The organism is Flavobacterium sp. LM5, from assembly GCF_002017945.1.
GTDB lineage: Bacteria > Bacteroidota > Bacteroidia > Flavobacteriales > Flavobacteriaceae > Flavobacterium > Flavobacterium succinicans.
This window is the reverse complement of sequence record NZ_MUFX01000003.1, coordinates 36,117-53,319: the sequence shown is the minus strand read 5'-3', so window position 1 is coordinate 53,319 and position 17,203 is coordinate 36,117. Positions and strand designations below refer to the sequence as shown.

The 17,203-nt window shown below is 34.6% G+C and carries 10 protein-coding genes; 9 read left to right on the top strand and 1 reads right to left on the bottom strand.

Translation table 11 applies throughout. From position 1 onward, the window contains the following. The first annotated feature begins 137 nt into the window (after window positions 1-137). From BXU11_RS10930 to BXU11_RS10890, 9 genes are all read left to right on the top strand, one after another. Window positions 138-3,236 carry a TonB-dependent receptor gene (locus BXU11_RS10930; RefSeq protein ID WP_078212560.1) on the top strand — a complete coding sequence of 1,033 codons (3,099 nt, stop codon included), beginning with the start codon at window positions 138-140 and terminating at the stop codon, window positions 3,234-3,236. 52 nt (window positions 3,237-3,288) lie between these two features. Next, window positions 3,289-4,758 carry a RagB/SusD family nutrient uptake outer membrane protein gene (locus tag BXU11_RS10925; protein WP_078212559.1) on the top strand — a complete coding sequence of 490 codons (1,470 nt, stop codon included), beginning with the start codon at window positions 3,289-3,291 and terminating at the stop codon, window positions 4,756-4,758. 520 nt (window positions 4,759-5,278) lie between these two features. After that, window positions 5,279-8,353, top strand: a complete 3,075-nt coding sequence (locus tag BXU11_RS10920) for a TonB-dependent receptor (protein WP_078212558.1) — start codon at window positions 5,279-5,281, stop codon at window positions 8,351-8,353. Window positions 8,354-8,364: 11 nt separating this feature from the next. After that, entirely contained in the window at window positions 8,365-9,918 is a 1,554-nt protein-coding gene (locus BXU11_RS10915) for a RagB/SusD family nutrient uptake outer membrane protein (protein WP_078212557.1), read from the top strand. Between the two features lie 130 nt (window positions 9,919-10,048). After that, window positions 10,049-11,995 (top strand): putative porin, encoded by a 1,947-nt coding sequence (locus BXU11_RS10910; protein ID WP_078212556.1) that lies wholly within the window; start codon window positions 10,049-10,051, stop codon window positions 11,993-11,995. Between the two features lie 12 nt (window positions 11,996-12,007). Further along, on the top strand, window positions 12,008-13,369 hold the full coding sequence (locus BXU11_RS10905) for a pyridoxal-phosphate dependent enzyme (protein WP_078212555.1): 1,362 nt from the start codon (window positions 12,008-12,010) through the stop codon (window positions 13,367-13,369). Between the two features lie 10 nt (window positions 13,370-13,379). Further along, the gene (locus BXU11_RS10900; protein ID WP_024982048.1) at window positions 13,380-13,862 is read left to right on the top strand and encodes a 3'-5' exonuclease; all 483 of its coding nucleotides are present in this window, start codon (window positions 13,380-13,382) and stop codon (window positions 13,860-13,862) included. 57 nt (window positions 13,863-13,919) lie between these two features. Further along, window positions 13,920-15,188, top strand: coding sequence for a DUF2851 family protein (locus tag BXU11_RS10895; protein ID WP_078212554.1), 1,269 nt, complete (start codon window positions 13,920-13,922; stop codon window positions 15,186-15,188). 243 nt (window positions 15,189-15,431) lie between these two features. After that, on the top strand, window positions 15,432-15,659 hold the full coding sequence (locus BXU11_RS10890) for a hypothetical protein (protein WP_024982050.1): 228 nt from the start codon (window positions 15,432-15,434) through the stop codon (window positions 15,657-15,659). Window positions 15,660-15,719: 60 nt separating this feature from the next. Here the strand turns inward: BXU11_RS10890 and BXU11_RS10885 are convergent, their stop codons facing one another. Further along, complete coding sequence (locus BXU11_RS10885; RefSeq protein WP_024982051.1) at window positions 15,720-17,189, bottom strand: APC family permease; 1,470 nt, start codon at window positions 17,187-17,189, stop codon at window positions 15,720-15,722. Window positions 17,190-17,203 lie beyond the last annotated feature (14 nt).

Here is a 17,203-nt window from a genome sequence, read left to right as displayed (position 1 = left end):
AATATCAAAAAAATGCAGAAATATAGAACAAGATGTGTTTTTTTAAAATTCTCAGTGTTTGCAAGGCCTCGGAGATTCCTTGTGGTTTTAGTAATAATTTATAATTTTTGCAACATTACTAATAAAAATAAAATATCATGAGATTGAAATCTAAATGGATCTTTTCTCTTCTAGTGGTTTTGTCTATGCAATTTGCTTTTGCACAAGAGAAAACGATCACAGGAAAAGTTACGGATAACACGGGGCCGATACCAGGCGCAAATGTACTTATTAAAGGAACTACTTTTGGTGTTCAAACTGATTTTGATGGTGCTTTTTCAATTAAAGCAAAGACTGGAGATGTTTTGGTGTTTTCTTACATGGGAATGAAAGACAAAGAGGTTGCTGTTGGGGAAAAAACCAATCTAAAAATCAATTTAGATTCTAGTGCCAAAGAACTTGAAGAAGTAGTCATTGTTGCTTATGGTAAACAAAAATCAAAAGAAATTGTGGGTTCTGTTGCTACTGTAGGGAAGGATGTGCTAGAAAAGCAACAAGCAACTAGTGTTTTATCGGCAATTCAAGGTAGTGTTGCAGGGGTTAACGTTGTTACTTCTGGTGGGCAACCAGGGGAGAATCCAGCGATTAGAATTCGTGGTATTGGTTCAATTAGTTCTTCTTCTGAGCCATTAATTATTTTGGATGGTGCGCCATATAATGGAAATATCAACTCTATTAGCTCGGATCAAATCGAATCTATGAACGTATTGAAAGATGCTTCGTCTACTGCATTATATGGTTCTAGAGGTGCTAATGGTGTAATTATTATTACAACCAAAAAAGGTAAATTCAATGCGCCAACAAGTGTTTCTGTGAATTCTGTTATTGGTGTTGGAGGAAATGCTGTGAAAATGCATGAATTGGTATCAACTGATCGATTGATGGAGATGACATGGGAAGCTCGAAAAAATGTTAATCTTGCTAATGGACAAAGTCCAACATTGGCTGCGACTAATGCTTCAAATGGATTGGTTTCTGTTTTAGGATATAACCCATATAAAGCTGCTGTTCCTGTAGGGGTTGATGGTAAATTAGTGACTACTGACAAGTATTGGTCTACGGATTGGGAGAATACTTTAATTAATAATTCTGCTATCAGAAGAGAAAATTCTATCGCAGTAAATGGTGGTGGAGAAAGTACAACTTATGCTTTTTCTGCAAATAACTTGAGTCAAGAAGGAGCTTTGAGAGGTTCTGATTTTGATAGAACGGCAGTGCGTTTAAATATTGCTACAAGAGTAAACAAAACGATTAGTGCAGGATTGAATATGGGGTATACAGCCTCTTCTCAAAACTACCCAACTCAAAGTGGTAATAGTTATAATAGTCCAATTCAATGGATTTATAGCGTGTCATCTATCTATCCTGTGTATCGTCATGATCCGAATGGTAGCTTGATTTTAGATTCTTTAGGGAATAAAATTTACGATTATGGTGCAAATCAAGGATCATTGAATGCGGCTCGTCCTTCTTTTCAAAATGAAAATGCTGCAGGAGCAATTTCAAATTATATTGTTAGAAATAATAGAGATGATATTACTTTAAATGGGTATGTAAACCTTGATATCATGGAAGGTTTAACTTTTAAATCAACTCTTGCGTATCAAAAATATTTGTACGACAATTATAACTATAGTTCTCCACTTTATGGTAATGCACAAAACGTTAATGGTAGAATTTCTCAAAACAGAGATATTTCAACCTCTATTAACTTTACTAATATGGTGAACTACAAAAAAGAAATTGGGAATCATACGTTCTCTATAGATGCTATTCAAGAGGCTTATCAGTTTAAAGTAGACGCTATGTATTCTAGCGGTGAAGGATTTTTGCCAGGAGTAGGTGTGAATAATGGGGCTACTAATCCAGTTGGGGTAGGTGGAAGTATCAATGAAGAAAGATTAGCTTCATATTTGGGAAGGGTTTCTTATAACTATGCTGGTAAATATTTTATTGAAGGTTCTTATAGATCGGATGGATCGTCTCGTTTTGCTCAAGAGGTGCGTTGGGGTAATTTCTATTCTATCGGAGGTGCTTGGAGTATTAAAGATGAGAGTTTCTTAGCAGATAACGAGACTATTAGTGCTTTGCGTTTAAAGGGATCGTATGGTGAATTAGGAAACAACAAGACTTCATCTTATTTTCCTTATGAGCAATTGTACAACTTAGGAACTTCAGAATTGACTAATGCAGGTATTACGCTTGGTAATCCTGTAAATAGAAACTTAACTTGGGAAAAAACAGCTTCAGCTAACATCGGAATTGAAGTTGGATTATGGAATAATCGTGTTCGATTTGGTGCAGATTATTACAACAAAGAATCTATTGATTTGATTTATGCAATTCCGCTTGCAGGTTCTACAGGAAGTACTACTTATTTAACTAATGCGGGTTCATTGAGAAACTATGGTTTAGAGGTGTATTTCAATACAACCAATATTCAAAATAGTGATTTCAGATGGACTACTGATTTGAATTTCTCTTTTGACAGAAATGAAGTGACTGCTTTAACGCAAGCGTCTGTAATTACAGGAACTAAAAGATGGGAAGAGGGAAGGTCTATTTATGATTTCTGGATGCAAGAATGGGCTGGGGTAGATCCAACCGACGGACGTGGAATGTGGTATGCAGATGGAGTAGATGCAGATGGAAATCGTAATACAACGAAAACCTATTCAAAAGCAGCTAGAAACTATACAGGAAAATCTTCTTTACCAGATGTAGTAGGTGGTTTAACCAATTATTTCAGATACAAAAATTTTGATATGAATGTATTGTTTAATTTTAGTTTTGGAGCTTATGTTTATGATAGTTCTTATGCGTCATTAATGACAGGATTAAAAGATCCAGGACGTCCAGGTCACGTTGATTTAGAAGATCGTTGGCAAAATCCTGGGGATATTACTGATGTTCCTAAATTATACCAAGGTAATAATGATTTTGGTTCTCAATCCACCAGATTTTTGTTCAAAAACAACTATATCCGTTTGAAAGCTTTAAATGTTGGATATAATATGAACAAAGAATTAGTGAATAGATTAGGAATGAACAATGTTCGTGTATATGTTCAAGGTGATAATTTGTTTACCATTCAATCACACAAAGGAATTGATCCAGAGCAAAGTTTTGATGGAGTTACAGATAGTAGATCATACAATCAACGTGTGGCTTCTTTAGGGTTAAAACTTGATTTTTAATTAAATGCTTATTAGTAACTGTTTGACAGTTGCAAATTAAAATGTAAATATTATGAAAAAAACAATAAAAATATCGATAGTAGCTTTTTTAGGGGCTTTATCGTTAGTAAGTTGTGGTGATGACTTTATAAATGAAGCTAAGCCATCTACTGGAGTGCCAATAGAAGATGTTTTTGAATCAAGAAACACTGCCAATGGGGCTTTGTCTGGAATCATGAGAAATTTTAGAGCACAATACATGAGTACTGATTCAGGAGGGGTGAACTCAATGTTTTTTGCTAGAACGGTAAAGGGTAATGATGCTATCGTTGCTAGTAACTGGTATGCTTTTGATTATGAAAACGATAATCGTGAACCCGTTTATAGAAGAACAAATTTCTCTTGGAATTATCCTTATTTCATGATTAATCAAATCAATTCATTTATCAAGGGTGTACTTGGTAGTCAAAAATTAACAGCAACTGATAAAAATGAATTAACAGGTCAAGGTTATGCATTGCGTGCCTTCTTTTATCATCAATTGGTTTTGGAGTTTTCAAAATCATACAAATTAGATCCAAATTATCCAGCACCACCAATATACAAAGAGCCAACTTTGGTAGGTGGGCCAATGACAACCGTAAAAGAAATGTATGATTTTATTGTTGAAGATTTAATAAAGTCGATCGAATTGTGTAGTACTTCTCGTTTGGGGAAATCATATGTTAATAAACAAGTGGCTTCAGCTCTTTTGGCTCAAGTTTATCAAGTAATGGGGAAATGGGATTTAGCTGAAGTGACTGCAAATTCTGCCTATGGTGGAAATGTTACAGCAGTACTTGATGCCTTGAGTTATGGTAATGGGTTTAAAGATTACAATAACAAAGAATGGTTGTGGGGATCACCACAATCGGAAGCGCAATCAATGTATTACTTTTTGGCACCTCATGCTTTCTCTGATCACAGAGCAACGGCTTACCTTAATGTGTATGTGAATTCAGATTTTGTCAAATTATTTTCTTCAACTGATGTAAGAGGAGGTATTGGGCCGAATAAGTTGTTTAATTTGAAATCTTCTACATACCCTGTAACCGACTTTAGATATTATGTGTCAAATAAATTCTCTTTTACTACAAGCTCACATTCTCCATTAATTCGTTTTGCTGAATTGATTTTGATCGATGCCGAAGCGAAAGCTCGTTTAGGAAAAGAAACAGAAGCAAAAGCTATTTTATATGCTTTGCAAAAAAATAGAGATGCAGAAGCGGTTCAGAGTTCTAATGCAGGTCAGGCCCTTATTGATGAAATTCTAATCGAAAGAAGAAAAGAATTATTCATGGAAAATGGTGTGGAATGGTTTGATGCTAAACGTTTAGGAAACGCAATGCCAAGAACAGGAAATCAACGTTTGCAAGGAATAAATGGTAGTGCTGGGTTGCCTTATGGGTTGCTTGCAGATGACAATCGTTTCTTCTTGAAAATTCCTCAAACTGAAATCGATGCCAATGCAAATATTGATGATTCGGTAAATAGAGGAAGGTAGTTACAACGAAGTAGCTAAAAAGTCCTTTATGTTTTTTAAAAAGCAGTAGTGAACAAAAGTTTGCTACTGCTTTTTTTTTGCATCTAATTAAAGAGTCTTTTTGTTGTCTTTTGTGTAATACTGTTAAATTATTTTTTGAAGTGTTAATTACTTTATGATATGTTGTTTTTATTATTGAATAAATAATTAATTAATGATGTTTTTTAGTAAAAGCATGATGAGAAATACAGAAAAAAAGGACTAATATTTTTCCGTCTATACGTTTTTTGTTTTTATTTAACTTAAAACAACATTTTTTGTTAAATTATTGTGTTATGTATTATATGTCTATGTTCTTAAAAAATGATAATAAATGTTTAAATTATTCGCTTTAAGTCGGTTTGTTTTGTTATAATGTCAAAATATTAACAAATAGAATGGTGTTGATGAATACTTTGTGAAAATAATTATGTTATTTATTTTTGGTGTATTAAGAAATTATTATGATTTTTGCTTCATAACTAATTCAAATAATAAAAATATGAGATCAAAATTCAAATGGATTTTTTCTTTGCTATTGGCCATGTCAATGCAATTTGTCTTTGCTCAAGAAAAGACAGTTACAGGAACAGTTACCGATGAAACGGGCGCCTTACCTGGAGTGAATGTTGTAATAAGCGGTACAAAGACTGGTGCCCAAACAGGTTTCGACGGAAAGTATGCGATAAAAGCAAAACAAGGAGATGTGTTAGTGTTTTCATTTTTAGGAATGGAAAACGTTAGAGTTACTGTTGGAGCATCTTCAGTTGTAAACGCTAAGATGAAAAGTAATGATGGGCAAAAATTAGAAGAAGTTGTTGTCGTTGGATATGGTATTCAAAAGAAAAAAGAAATAACTGGTTCTATTTCACAAATAAAAGGTGAATCTATCAAAGGTCTGGTAACCCAAAGTTTTGATCAACAATTGGCTGGTAGAGCATCTGGAGTACAAATAACTCAAAATTCTGGGGTTTTAGGTGCTGCACCAAGAATCAGGATTAGAGGGGTTAACTCTATCAATTCTAGTACTTACCCTTTAATTGTTGTTGATGGTCTTCCAATTTCAACTGGTGATTTAGGTGGATTTGCTGCAAATAATGCACTTGCTGACATTAATCCAAATGACATCCAATCTTTTGAAATTTTAAAAGATGGTGCAGCTTCTGCTGTGTATGGTTCCAGAGCCTCAAATGGTGTTATATTAATTACTACAAAAAAAGGAAAAGAGGGTAAAACATCTTTTGAATTCAGTACATATGCTGGTGTGTCACAGGTAGCTAAAAAGTTAGATTTGTTGAAAACAAATGATTTTATTACTATCAATAATGAAAAAAGGACAAATAGAGGATTAGCTCCTTGGGCTGTCGGTAATAGTGTTGATACAGACTGGCAAAATGCTGTTTTGCGTGATGCTTTGCAATTAGAGCATAACTTTAATATGTCAGGTGGTTTGGGTAATGGTTCTTACTATGCTTCTGTTGGATATGCAAAGCAAGACGGAATTATAAGAGCCAATGATTTAGAGCGTTTCACTGCTAAATTTAATGTAGATCAAAAAATAGGAAAAACTATTAAAGTGGGTTCTAATGTAGCTTTATCTAGAACTCTTACTAATGGTCTTAACACTGGTTCAAACTCACTTTCTGGTGCTATGTTTAATGTTATACGTCAATTACCTAACACAACAGTATTTGACCCTTCTGGTCCTCAAGGATATAATATTGCTATAGTAGGTGCAAATACAATTGTAGGGCGTGGTCAAAACACAGAGTTTATTGCGAATAACTTACCGAACATTAGATATGTGTTGGATAAGAATATTCAAAACACAAATAGTAATAGAATTCTTGCTAGTGTTTATGGTGAAATTGCTATTAAACCTTGGCTTACATTAAGATCTCAAGTAAGTTTAGATCAATCAAACGCTACAGGTTTGCGTTATTGGGACCCATTTCATGGTGATGGAGTAAGTACAAAAGGTAGAATAGAAAATAGTACTGATATCTCGCAATCTTACAACTGGCAAAATGTGTTGTCATTTAATAAAGATTTTGACAAACACAGTATTGGACTTTCTGCTGTAAATGAATACCAGAAAACAGATGTTAATGGATATGTTGCAGGAGGTACTGATTTGGCAGATGCTTTTTTTCAAAGTAATGTGATTACAGGATCTTATGGGACACCTCTTTCAAGTGGGTATAAATCTGCAAATGCTATTGTCTCTTACTTAGGAAGAGCAAGTTATAATTTTGATAAAAGATATTATATACAAGCTTCATTACGTAAAGATATTATGTCAAAGTTTGCGCCAAATCTAAGGTCTGAAATTTTTCCTGGAGTTTCTTTAGGCTGGACAGCTTCAAATGAGAACTTTTTTGAAACTCTTAATAATTATGTTAATGATTTTAAAGTTCGTGCATCATGGGGTAAAACAGGTAATTTTAGTGTTTTAGGAGGGGATTTTCCTTATTTAGGAACTTATAGACCAAGAAAGTATGGTGATTTAAATGGAATTGCTTTTACTAATATGGAAAATCTTAATTTAACATGGGAAGTAATTGAGAAACGTAATATTGGTGTTGATTTTGGGATTTTAAATAATAAAGTGAAGTTTGTTGTTGACTACTACGTGAATGATGCAGATAAACTCGTTGAAAGATTTCAAACGCCTATGTCTTTGGGGGTGCCTAATAACCAGTACACCGCAAACGTTGGGAATATTAGAAATTCTGGATGGGAATTTGGTGTAGATTTTAATGTAATCAATAAAAAAGATTTGACTTTAGATATTAATGCTAACCTGTCTTTGAATAAAAATGAGGTGATATCTTTATCAAAAGGAATTGATCAAATATCTACATACAACATCATAAGAGAAGGAAGTTCATTAAATGCTTTATACGGAGTTAAATATTGGGGAGTTAACCCTTCAAACGGAAATCCTGTATATGTGCAAAATGATGGGTCTTTAGTTCAAGGGAATTTAGCAACTAACAATTACCGTGTATTTAATCCATCAAATCCTTCAGACATAGCTACTGTTGCTAGGACTCCTGACTTGATTGAACTTGGGAATACTTTGCCTACTTATTTTGGTGCCTTTGATCTTAAGTTAAGATATCATAATTTTGATTTTGGTACATTAGTTCGTTTTAGTGGTGGTAATAAAATCATGAACGTTACAAGATTAGAAATGTTGAGTCAGAATTTTAATAACAACTCAACTGAAATTTTAGGTAGATGGCAGAGTGTTGAAAATCCTGGTGATGGATGGACACCTAGATTACGTTCTGCTTCAGATCCAATTGTAAATGGACCTACCGTTGCTAACTCAAGATTTATTGAAAAGGGGGATTTTATCAAATTTGATAATATCTCAGTTGGGTATAGTTTTCCTTCAAGTTTGACAGATAGATTAAATATTAAGTCATTTAGATTGTATGTTTTAGCTCAAAATGCTATAATCATTACTAAGTACTCAGGTCAAGATCCTGAAATGGAGATTGGCGGGGTTGACTACAATGTTGTACCTCGTTCAAGAGTGTTTTCAGTGGGATTAAATGTTGGACTATAATTAAAAGAAAGATGAAAAATAAAAATAAATTTTTAGTAACATTAGCACTTTTTGCAGGATTCTTATTGAATTCTTGCTCGGAAGAAATTGTTAATATTGATCCTTATGGAACAGTTAAATCTGAGACTGCTTTTTCAAGTCCGACTTTAGTGCTCGCTGCTGTAAATGGAGTTTATAACGCTGCTCAAATGGGTGTTTTTAATGGGACGGAAGCTTCACCTGTTCCAAGAGGTTATGTTTTTGGTGCAGCTTATTTTCAACAGAATGAGGCGCGAGGGGAGGATGTTGTTAATACTCAAGCTTTTTATCAATTAACTTATGAAGCAAATTATGATCCTACAACTCCTAACAATGTTTTTTACTGGTCAGACGCTTATCAACTGATCAACAAATCAAATGTTGTATTGAAGGGGCTTGATGGCGCTGTAGCTAAAGGTGTAGTTACAGAAGCTGTTGCTAACGGATATCGTGCTGAGGTTAGATTTTGGAGAGCTTTCACTCATTTAGAGTTGTTAAAGCATTTTTCAATGCCTTATTTCCACACTGCTAACGCTTCACATCCCGGTGTTCCATACAGAACCGAAGCTATAATTACACCAGAAGATGTTGATGCTAACCTTACGAAAGGAAGAAATACTGTTGCTGAATGTTATGCTTTAGCACTTGAGGATTTGAATTTCGCAGAACAAAATGCGCCATCAAAGACTCAAAGAGCTGGAATTGAAAAAATAGTTAAAGTTACTAAAGGTGCGGCTATATCTGTTAAAATCATGATGTATCAAAACATGAGAATGTGGTCATCTGTTCTTACAGAGTTTGCAAAACTTCCTTCTCAGTATGCATTGGAAGCTAATCCGATGGCTGTTTTTGCAAATAATTATGGTAACAATGAATCAATTTTCTCTATTTATAATACAGCAAACACTAATCCAGGTGTGAATGGAGCTCTTGCTTCTCAATTTAACAGACGTAACTTGATTGCTATCTCACCTATTATATGGAGAGATCCACAATGGTTAGTAGATGATAAAAGAAGATTGGAAACTGAAGTGGTTGATAACGTTGTGTTTACGAGAAAGTATAAAGATGTAACAAATTATTCTGATGGCTCTCCTTTAATTCGTTACTCTGAAATGGTACTTGCTGTTGCTGAAGCAAATGCTAGACTAGGTAATACGGCAGTTGCCTTAACACAATTAAATAGTGTACGTAATCGTGCTCTTGCAGTTCCTTTGTCTCAAGCATACACAGGTGCATCTTTTGCTACTCCAGCAGATTTAGTTCGTGCTATATTAAAAGAAAGAAGAATTGAGTTTATTTGTGAAGGAAAAAGATGGGGTGATATCCATAGGTTATTAAATGATGATATCGCACCAACTACGGGGATTCCTGCAAAAGCCAGAAATGGTTTTCCAGCTGTAGGTTCTTACACTTTAGGGACTCCATTTACAGGAACATTAACAGCTCCCATACCATCTACAGATAGAAGATTTTTATGGCCTATTCCGTTACAGGAAACAAATAATAATCCAACATTAAAAGGACAACAAAATCCGGGTTGGTAATACGGTTTCTTATTTTACACAAACCGTCTCATAGTGAGACGGTTTTTTTTATTGCTTAATGGAGTTTTTTTTTTTATATAGTTTATTAATCTACCTTTGTCTAAAATTCATTCCATACAGATAATAATAGATGAAAAACCCACTCTTAGTTTTAATTATCTTATTTCCTTTTCTTTTGTTTTCCCAAAAATCAGGCAGAAGTACTACTCAAAACGAGAGTAGTAAACCCATTGATACCATAAAAAACAAAGTTGCCCCAATCGACTTATATCGCATCATTACGCTCGAGAAGGATACCACCTATATTGATACTTCGTTAACCATCAAAAAAGAGTATTCTCACAATTACTTGCGTAAGGATAATTTTGGGTTGTTGTCATTTTCTAATGATGGGCAAACGTTTAATACACTGCAATATGGTTTAGTGAAAAATGATATTTTTCCAGAAATGGGTTTCAAAGCCAAGCATTTCAACTTCATGGAAGCCAACCAAATTCGGTACGCATCTGTGGCAACACCGGTAACGGAGTTATATTTTAAGACCACTATTCAACAAGGACAATCGTTGGATTCATATTTTACGGTGAATGTCAATGAAAATCTTAATTTTTCTATCGCTTATCGAGGTCTTCGATCTTTGGGGAATTATATTAATCAATTGTCAAGTTCCGGGAATTTTAGGTTTACGACCAGTTATCATACCTTGAACAAAAGATATTTGGCCAATTTTCATTTTACGTATCAAGACATTTTGAATGGTGAGAATAGTGGGATCACTACGCTTTCAGATTTTGAAGGTGAAGATCCTAATTATGACAATAGAGCTCGATTAGAAGTTTTCTTAACCGATGCTAAGTCGTTCTTAATAGGAAGAAGGTTGTTTCTTGATCATGAATTCAGAATCAACTCCAAAAAAGTAGAACATAATCTGTGGTTGAATCACCAGTTTAATTACGAAAATAAACTTTTTGAATACAATCAAGCTACGGTTGTTTCTACAGTTGGGAATACTCCTGTGTTACGATTTGGAGAATCGTACGTGTCTAGCGGAATGAACGATCAAACACATTATAATAAGATGTATAATCGAGTAGGTCTTGCTTATGAAAATCTAACTTTAGGAAAGTTCAATTTCTTCGTGGATGATTTTAGAAGTAACTTTTACTACGGCAAAATATTAATTTTAAACTCAGGTGTAATTCCGGGCTTGTTGAGTCAAAATATCAATAGTTTTGGAGGTCAATATTTGTATAATAAAGGCAAATGGAATGGCGACTTTAGCTATACTAGATCGATTACTAATCAGTCATTATCTAATCTAGAAGCCAAACTGACCTTTGATTTAGATGATGAAAATCAATTTTCAGTTGCGTTTCAAAACCGAAACAAAATAGCCAATAATACCTTTAACTTGTTTCAATCTAGTTTTGTGAACTACAATTGGTCCAATGATTTTAAGAATGAAAAAAATACAACATTCACTGTCAAAGCCGACACTCAATGGTTGAACTTTTCTGGTCAGTATACCGTTTTAAATGATTATTTGTATTTTGAAGACGTGACAACAGCAGCACAAAAAAACCTGAGACAACAAATCATAGCTCCAAACCAATACAATAATGCGATCAATTATTTTTCTTTAAAAGCTAGTCGAGAATTTACATTTGGTAAATTTGCTTTAGATAATACCTTATTGTATCAAAAGGTGAAGCAATCTGATTTTATTCTAAATGTTCCTGATTTTACATTCCGAAATGCCATTTATTTTTCGGATTATTTTTTCAAAAACAACGCGTTGTTCTTGCAGACGGGTTTTGTGTTAAACTACTTTACTTCATATTATGCTAACGACTATAATCCAGTTGTTGGTGAGTTTTTTGTGCAGAATGATAAAAAGATCGGAAATTTTCCGATGTTGGACTTCTTTGTCAATGCCAAAATACAGCGTACTCGAATTTATCTAAAAGCAGAACATTTCAATTCTGTTTTTAGTAAAAACAATTATTTTTCAGCTCCAAATACACCTTATCGCGATTTTACGATTCGTTTTGGTTTAATTTGGAATTTCTTTAATTAATATTTTTTTATAATGAATTATTCCGAAAACATATTAGGAACGATAGGTAATACTCCTTTAGTAAAATTAAACAAAGTAGTGGCTAGTATTGATGCGTTAGTTTTAGCAAAAGTAGAAACTTTCAACCCTGGAAATTCGGTAAAAGATCGTATGGCGGTAAAAATGATTCAAGATGCTGAGGCAGATGGTCGTTTGCAGCCTGGAGGCACCATTATCGAAGGAACGTCTGGAAATACTGGTATGGGATTAGCTTTGGCAGCGATTGTGAAAGGCTATAAACTGATCTGTGTAATATCGGACAAGCAATCCAAAGAAAAGATGGATATACTACGAGCGGTTGGGGCCAAGGTTGTCGTTTGTCCTACAGATGTTGAACCTACCGATCCACGCTCTTATTATTCAGTTTCTAAACGATTGGCTACGGAAACGCCTAACTCATGGTATGTGAATCAGTATGACAATCCATCGAATGCAATAGCACATTATGAGCAAACTGGTCCGGAAATTTGGGAGCAAACACAAGGCAAAATTACCCATTTTGTTGTAGGAGTAGGAACTGGTGGTACTATTTCTGGTGTCGCAAAATACTTAAAAGAAAAGAATCCAAACATCAAAATTTGGGGCATTGACACCTATGGCTCGGTGTTTAAAAAATATCATGAAACTGGAATTTTTGATGAGAACGAAATCTATTCCTATATCACTGAAGGTATTGGGGAAGATATTTTACCAAAGAACGTTGATTTTTCATTAATCGACGGTTTCACTAAAGTAACCGACAAAGATGCTGCGGTGTATACTCGTAAAATTGCGCTTGAAGAAGGGATTTTTGTGGGCAATTCAGCTGGTGCTGCTGTGAAAGGATTGTTGCAATTAAAGGATCATTTTAAGCCAGAAGACGTTGTGGTGGTTTTGTTTCATGATTCAGGAAGTCGTTATGTGGGAAAAATGTTTAACGACGATTGGATGCGTGAACGCGGGTTTTTAGAAGAAGAAATTACCAAAGCAGAAGATGTGATTAAAGATCATTTGGATAAATCACTTATCATTGCTAGAACAGAAGAATTAGTTTCGCATGCTATTGAACGTATGCGTAAATATAAAATTTCACAAATTCCAGTAGTAGATGTCAACGGATTTGTTGGTTCAGTGGATGAGTCGTTGTTGTTTCAAAGTTATATCAATGACAAGAATTCTGCCGAACGTCCTTTGCGTGAAATTATGGGTGCGCCTTATCCTATAGTAGCCATGGGAACACCGATTGAAGAGGTGTCAAAATTATTTACCAGAGAAAATGCGGCCGTTTTGATCGATTTAGGAAATGGGAAACATCATATTATTACCAAATATGATATCATTGGATCTATAAAATAAGCATAGTATGATATCCTTCGTTGCTATCGATTTTGAAACTGCTTCAGGATATCATCCTTGTTCAGTAGGGATTGTAGTGGTTGAAAATGGCGAAATTGTAGACGAATTTGTATCGCTCATACAGCCGCCGAACAACAGTTACAATCCCTATACGATTCAAGTGCATGGCATTTATCCTAAGGATACTGCTGATGCCAAAACTTTTGCAGAAGTCTATCCTGAAATTCAAAAACGAATTCAAAATCAAATTGTTGTAGCACATAACGAAAGTTTTGATCGTAATGTTTTAATCAAGGCTATGGCCTTTTCAGGTTTGCATTATGAAGACTTAAACATTGCTTCTCGTTGGGAATGTACTGTAAAAATCTACAAAGCCAAAGGATTGAAACCTGCCAAATTGAGCGATTGTTGTAGAATCATGAATATTCCTTTGCGTCATCACGAAGCCCTTTCTGATGCCAGAGCTTGTGCTCAATTATATTTATTGAAATAATTTTCTTTCTTATTTTTTAATTATCTTCGGGGTTAATTTGTTGACTATTTGGAGATTATGAAAGAAGATTTTTTACACTATATCTGGAAATATCAAAAAATCAATACCCTGCAGTTAAAAACAGTCCAAAACAATACTGTTACTATACTACATCCTGGTGTTTTTCATGAATTAGCGGGTCCTGATTTTTTTAATGCTCAAGTCACTATTGACGGTCAAAAATGGGCAGGTAATATAGAAGTTCACGTTAAATCTTCTGATTGGTATGTACACCATCACGAACGAGATGATGCCTATAATAATGTTATTCTTCATGTTGTTTGGGAATACGATACCGCTGTGTATGGCCCCGATAATACTGAAATTCCTGTGGTAGAGCTCCAAAGCTATCTAGTTCCTGATTTAATACTTAAATACCATTCTTTGCTTTCTCCTAAGTCATGGATTTACTGTCAAAATACAATTGGTGCCATCGATCCTTTTGTATGGTCCAATTGGCAAGAACGACTTTTTTTTGAGCGTTTAGAGCGTAAATCGCAATTCATTTTTGATAGTTTGTCACAAACCAACAACGATTGGGAAGCAGTTTTTTTTATAAGTCTAGCTAAAAATTTTGGCCTCAATACTAATGGCGACTCATTTTGTAAAATCGCACAATCAATTCCTTTCAGTGTAGTTCGAAAAGAAACATCTGATTTACAAAACCTCGAAGCGCTTCTCTTCGGCATGGGCGGTTTACTTGAACAAGATAAAGAGGATGTTTATTATAAGGATTTACAATTTCGCTTCTATTATTTGTTGCAAAAACACGCTTTGTCCAAACCTGTGCTTGCCCCGTTGCAGTTTTTTAAACATCGTCCGGATAATTTCCCCACGATTCGCTTAGCTCAATTGGCTGCATTGTATCATGTTAGAGTTCAATTGTTTTCAACCAGTATTCATGAGTTTTCATTACTTAAGTTATACCAACAATTTGCAGTCAGCCCTTCAAAGTATTGGGAAACTCACTATCAATTCGATAAAGAAAGTCCTCGAAAAAGCAAAAAAATAAGTACCTCTTTTATCGAATTAGTGCTAATTAATACCGTTATTCCTATTCAATTTGCTTATGCAAAGCAACACGGTAAAGAAATCTCCGAGGACTTAGTATCACTCATGCGTGAGTTATCGCCCGAGAAAAATGCTATAGTCGACAAGTTTAAAAGCTATGGAGTTTCAAGTTCAAATGCGTTTCAAACTCAGGCTTTATTACAACTCAAGACAGAATATTGTCAAAAAAACAAATGCTTTCAGTGTGCTGTTGGTGACCAATTGTTAAAGACTTAATTTCATTTGGAGCAAAGTCCCGCTTTCCGCTACAATTTTTTTTACACCTGACAGCTTTTAGAAACCTGTCAGGTGTAAAAAAAAAGGATTTCCACTACACTCGAGCGTAGCGAATTAGCGAAGCAATCGGGGCTAAGGAGCGGTAATTGGCTATTTTATTTTCATTTTAAAGCAAAACAAGAGTAGTTTAATTTTAATCAATTATTTTTGTTGTCCCAAAAGTATTAAAAAAGTAAAGCACCTATGGCAGTCATTCTAAAATTAAAATATTTTTTAGAAAAACATGGATTCCATGTTTCCTCTCGAGTAGCAGATAAATTAGGTATGCGAGCAAGTAACGTTCGTATTTTTTTTATTTACCTATCATTTGTAACCGTAGGTTTGGGCTTTGCGGTCTACCTTACCTTTGCGTTTTGGATCCGCTTAAAAGACTTAATTCGCGCCAAAAGATCCTCAGTATTTGACTTATAAAAACAAAAAACTCCAACTTGATGTTGGAGTTTTTTATTGAATGTCTTATAGGTTAAAGAATTATTCTATCGAATTATCATCATTTAATTTTGATCTTGTTTTGCTATAGCCAAAGTAAACAATAATTCCTATGATTAGCCAAGCACCAGAAAACATTTGGGCTTTTACACTCAAATTATACATCAAATATGTGTTGATTAAAATACCACAAATCGCAATAACTGGTAGCGCAGGAACTCTGAAGGTTCTCGTTAAATTAGGTTGTTTTACTCTTAGAATCCAAACCGCAATACAAACCATTGTAAAGGCAAACAAAGTACCAAAACTGGTCATGTCGGCTAATTCGTTAATTGGGGTAAAAGCAGCTACAATAGCGATTATTGCTCCTAAAATCATTAAGTTGGTTCTTGGTGTTCCAGAAATTGGGTTTACTTTTGAAAACACTTGAGGGATTAATCCATCTTTTGACATACCTAAGAAAATTCTAGATTGTCCCATGATCATAACCATCAATACAGATACCAAACCTACAGTGGCTGCTAAAGTAATAATAAAGCCTGCCCATCCTTGTCCAGCGATGTCAAAAGCGTAAGCTACTGGAGCTTTGATGGCATCTGGATATTTTCCTAGTGGGTTGAAATCTTGATAGTTCATCATACCTGTTAATACCAAAGAAACTAAAATGTATAGAACGGTACAAATTGATAAAGAGGCAATAATTGCAAAAGGAACATCTTTTTTAGGGTTTATAGCTTCGCCAGATTGAGTAGATACAGCATCAAAACCAATGTAAGCAAAAAAGATTGCTGCAGCTCCTGACACAATTCCTTTTAATCCATATGCATTATGAGTAGATTCTTTATCAATGATTTGTGTAGCCTCAGGTATGAATGGAGACCAGTTGTCTGTATTGATGAAGAAAACTCCAGCAATGATTACAAATAATACAGCTGCAACTTTAAGTAAAACAATCATATTGTTGGCTTTGGCCGCGCTTTTTGTTCCTTTTATTAAAATTGAAATTACTAGTAAAACAATTAAAAAAGCCGGTAGATTCATTGAAAAACCTTCTCCTGTATAGCTTGCAGGATCTGTTGTTAGATAATCAGGAAGTTCAATGTGAAACATTTTGAGCATTTTATTGAAATATCCCGACCACGAAACAGCGACCGTCATGGAACCCATGGCATATTCAAGAATCAATCCCCAACCGATAATCCAGGCGAAAATTTCACCTACAGTACCGTAGGCATAAGCATAAGCAGAGCCTTCAACAGGTAAAATGGAAGCAAATTCTGAGTAACATAAGGCGGCAAATACACAAGCAATTCCTGCTATTATGAACGAAATTGCTAATGCAGGCCCAGCATGATAATATGCTCCTGTACCGGTTAGTACAAAGATCCCTCCACCAATAATGGCTCCAACTCCAATGGCAGTAAGGCTCCATTTTCCAAGAACTCTTTTTAAATCACTTTTTTTCATATCTGCTTCAAAGGCAGATATTGGTTTAACTCTCCAAATTGACATGGTTACTTTTTGTT

Coding starts and splice junctions, on each gene's coding strand:
- BXU11_RS10930 (WP_078212560.1), top strand. CDS start 138: ATGAGATTGAAATCTAAATGGATCTTTTCTCTTCTAGTGGTTTTGTCT.
- BXU11_RS10925 (WP_078212559.1), top strand. CDS start 3,289: ATGAAAAAAACAATAAAAATATCGATAGTAGCTTTTTTAGGGGCTTTA.
- BXU11_RS10920 (WP_078212558.1), top strand. CDS start 5,279: ATGAGATCAAAATTCAAATGGATTTTTTCTTTGCTATTGGCCATGTCA.
- BXU11_RS10915 (WP_078212557.1), top strand. CDS start 8,365: ATGAAAAATAAAAATAAATTTTTAGTAACATTAGCACTTTTTGCAGGA.
- BXU11_RS10910 (WP_078212556.1), top strand. CDS start 10,049: ATGAAAAACCCACTCTTAGTTTTAATTATCTTATTTCCTTTTCTTTTG.
- BXU11_RS10905 (WP_078212555.1), top strand. CDS start 12,008: ATGAATTATTCCGAAAACATATTAGGAACGATAGGTAATACTCCTTTA.
- BXU11_RS10895 (WP_078212554.1), top strand. CDS start 13,920: ATGAAAGAAGATTTTTTACACTATATCTGGAAATATCAAAAAATCAAT.
- BXU11_RS10890 (WP_024982050.1), top strand. CDS start 15,432: ATGGCAGTCATTCTAAAATTAAAATATTTTTTAGAAAAACATGGATTC.
- BXU11_RS10885 (WP_024982051.1), bottom strand. CDS start 17,189: ATGTCAATTTGGAGAGTTAAACCAATATCTGCCTTTGAAGCAGATATG.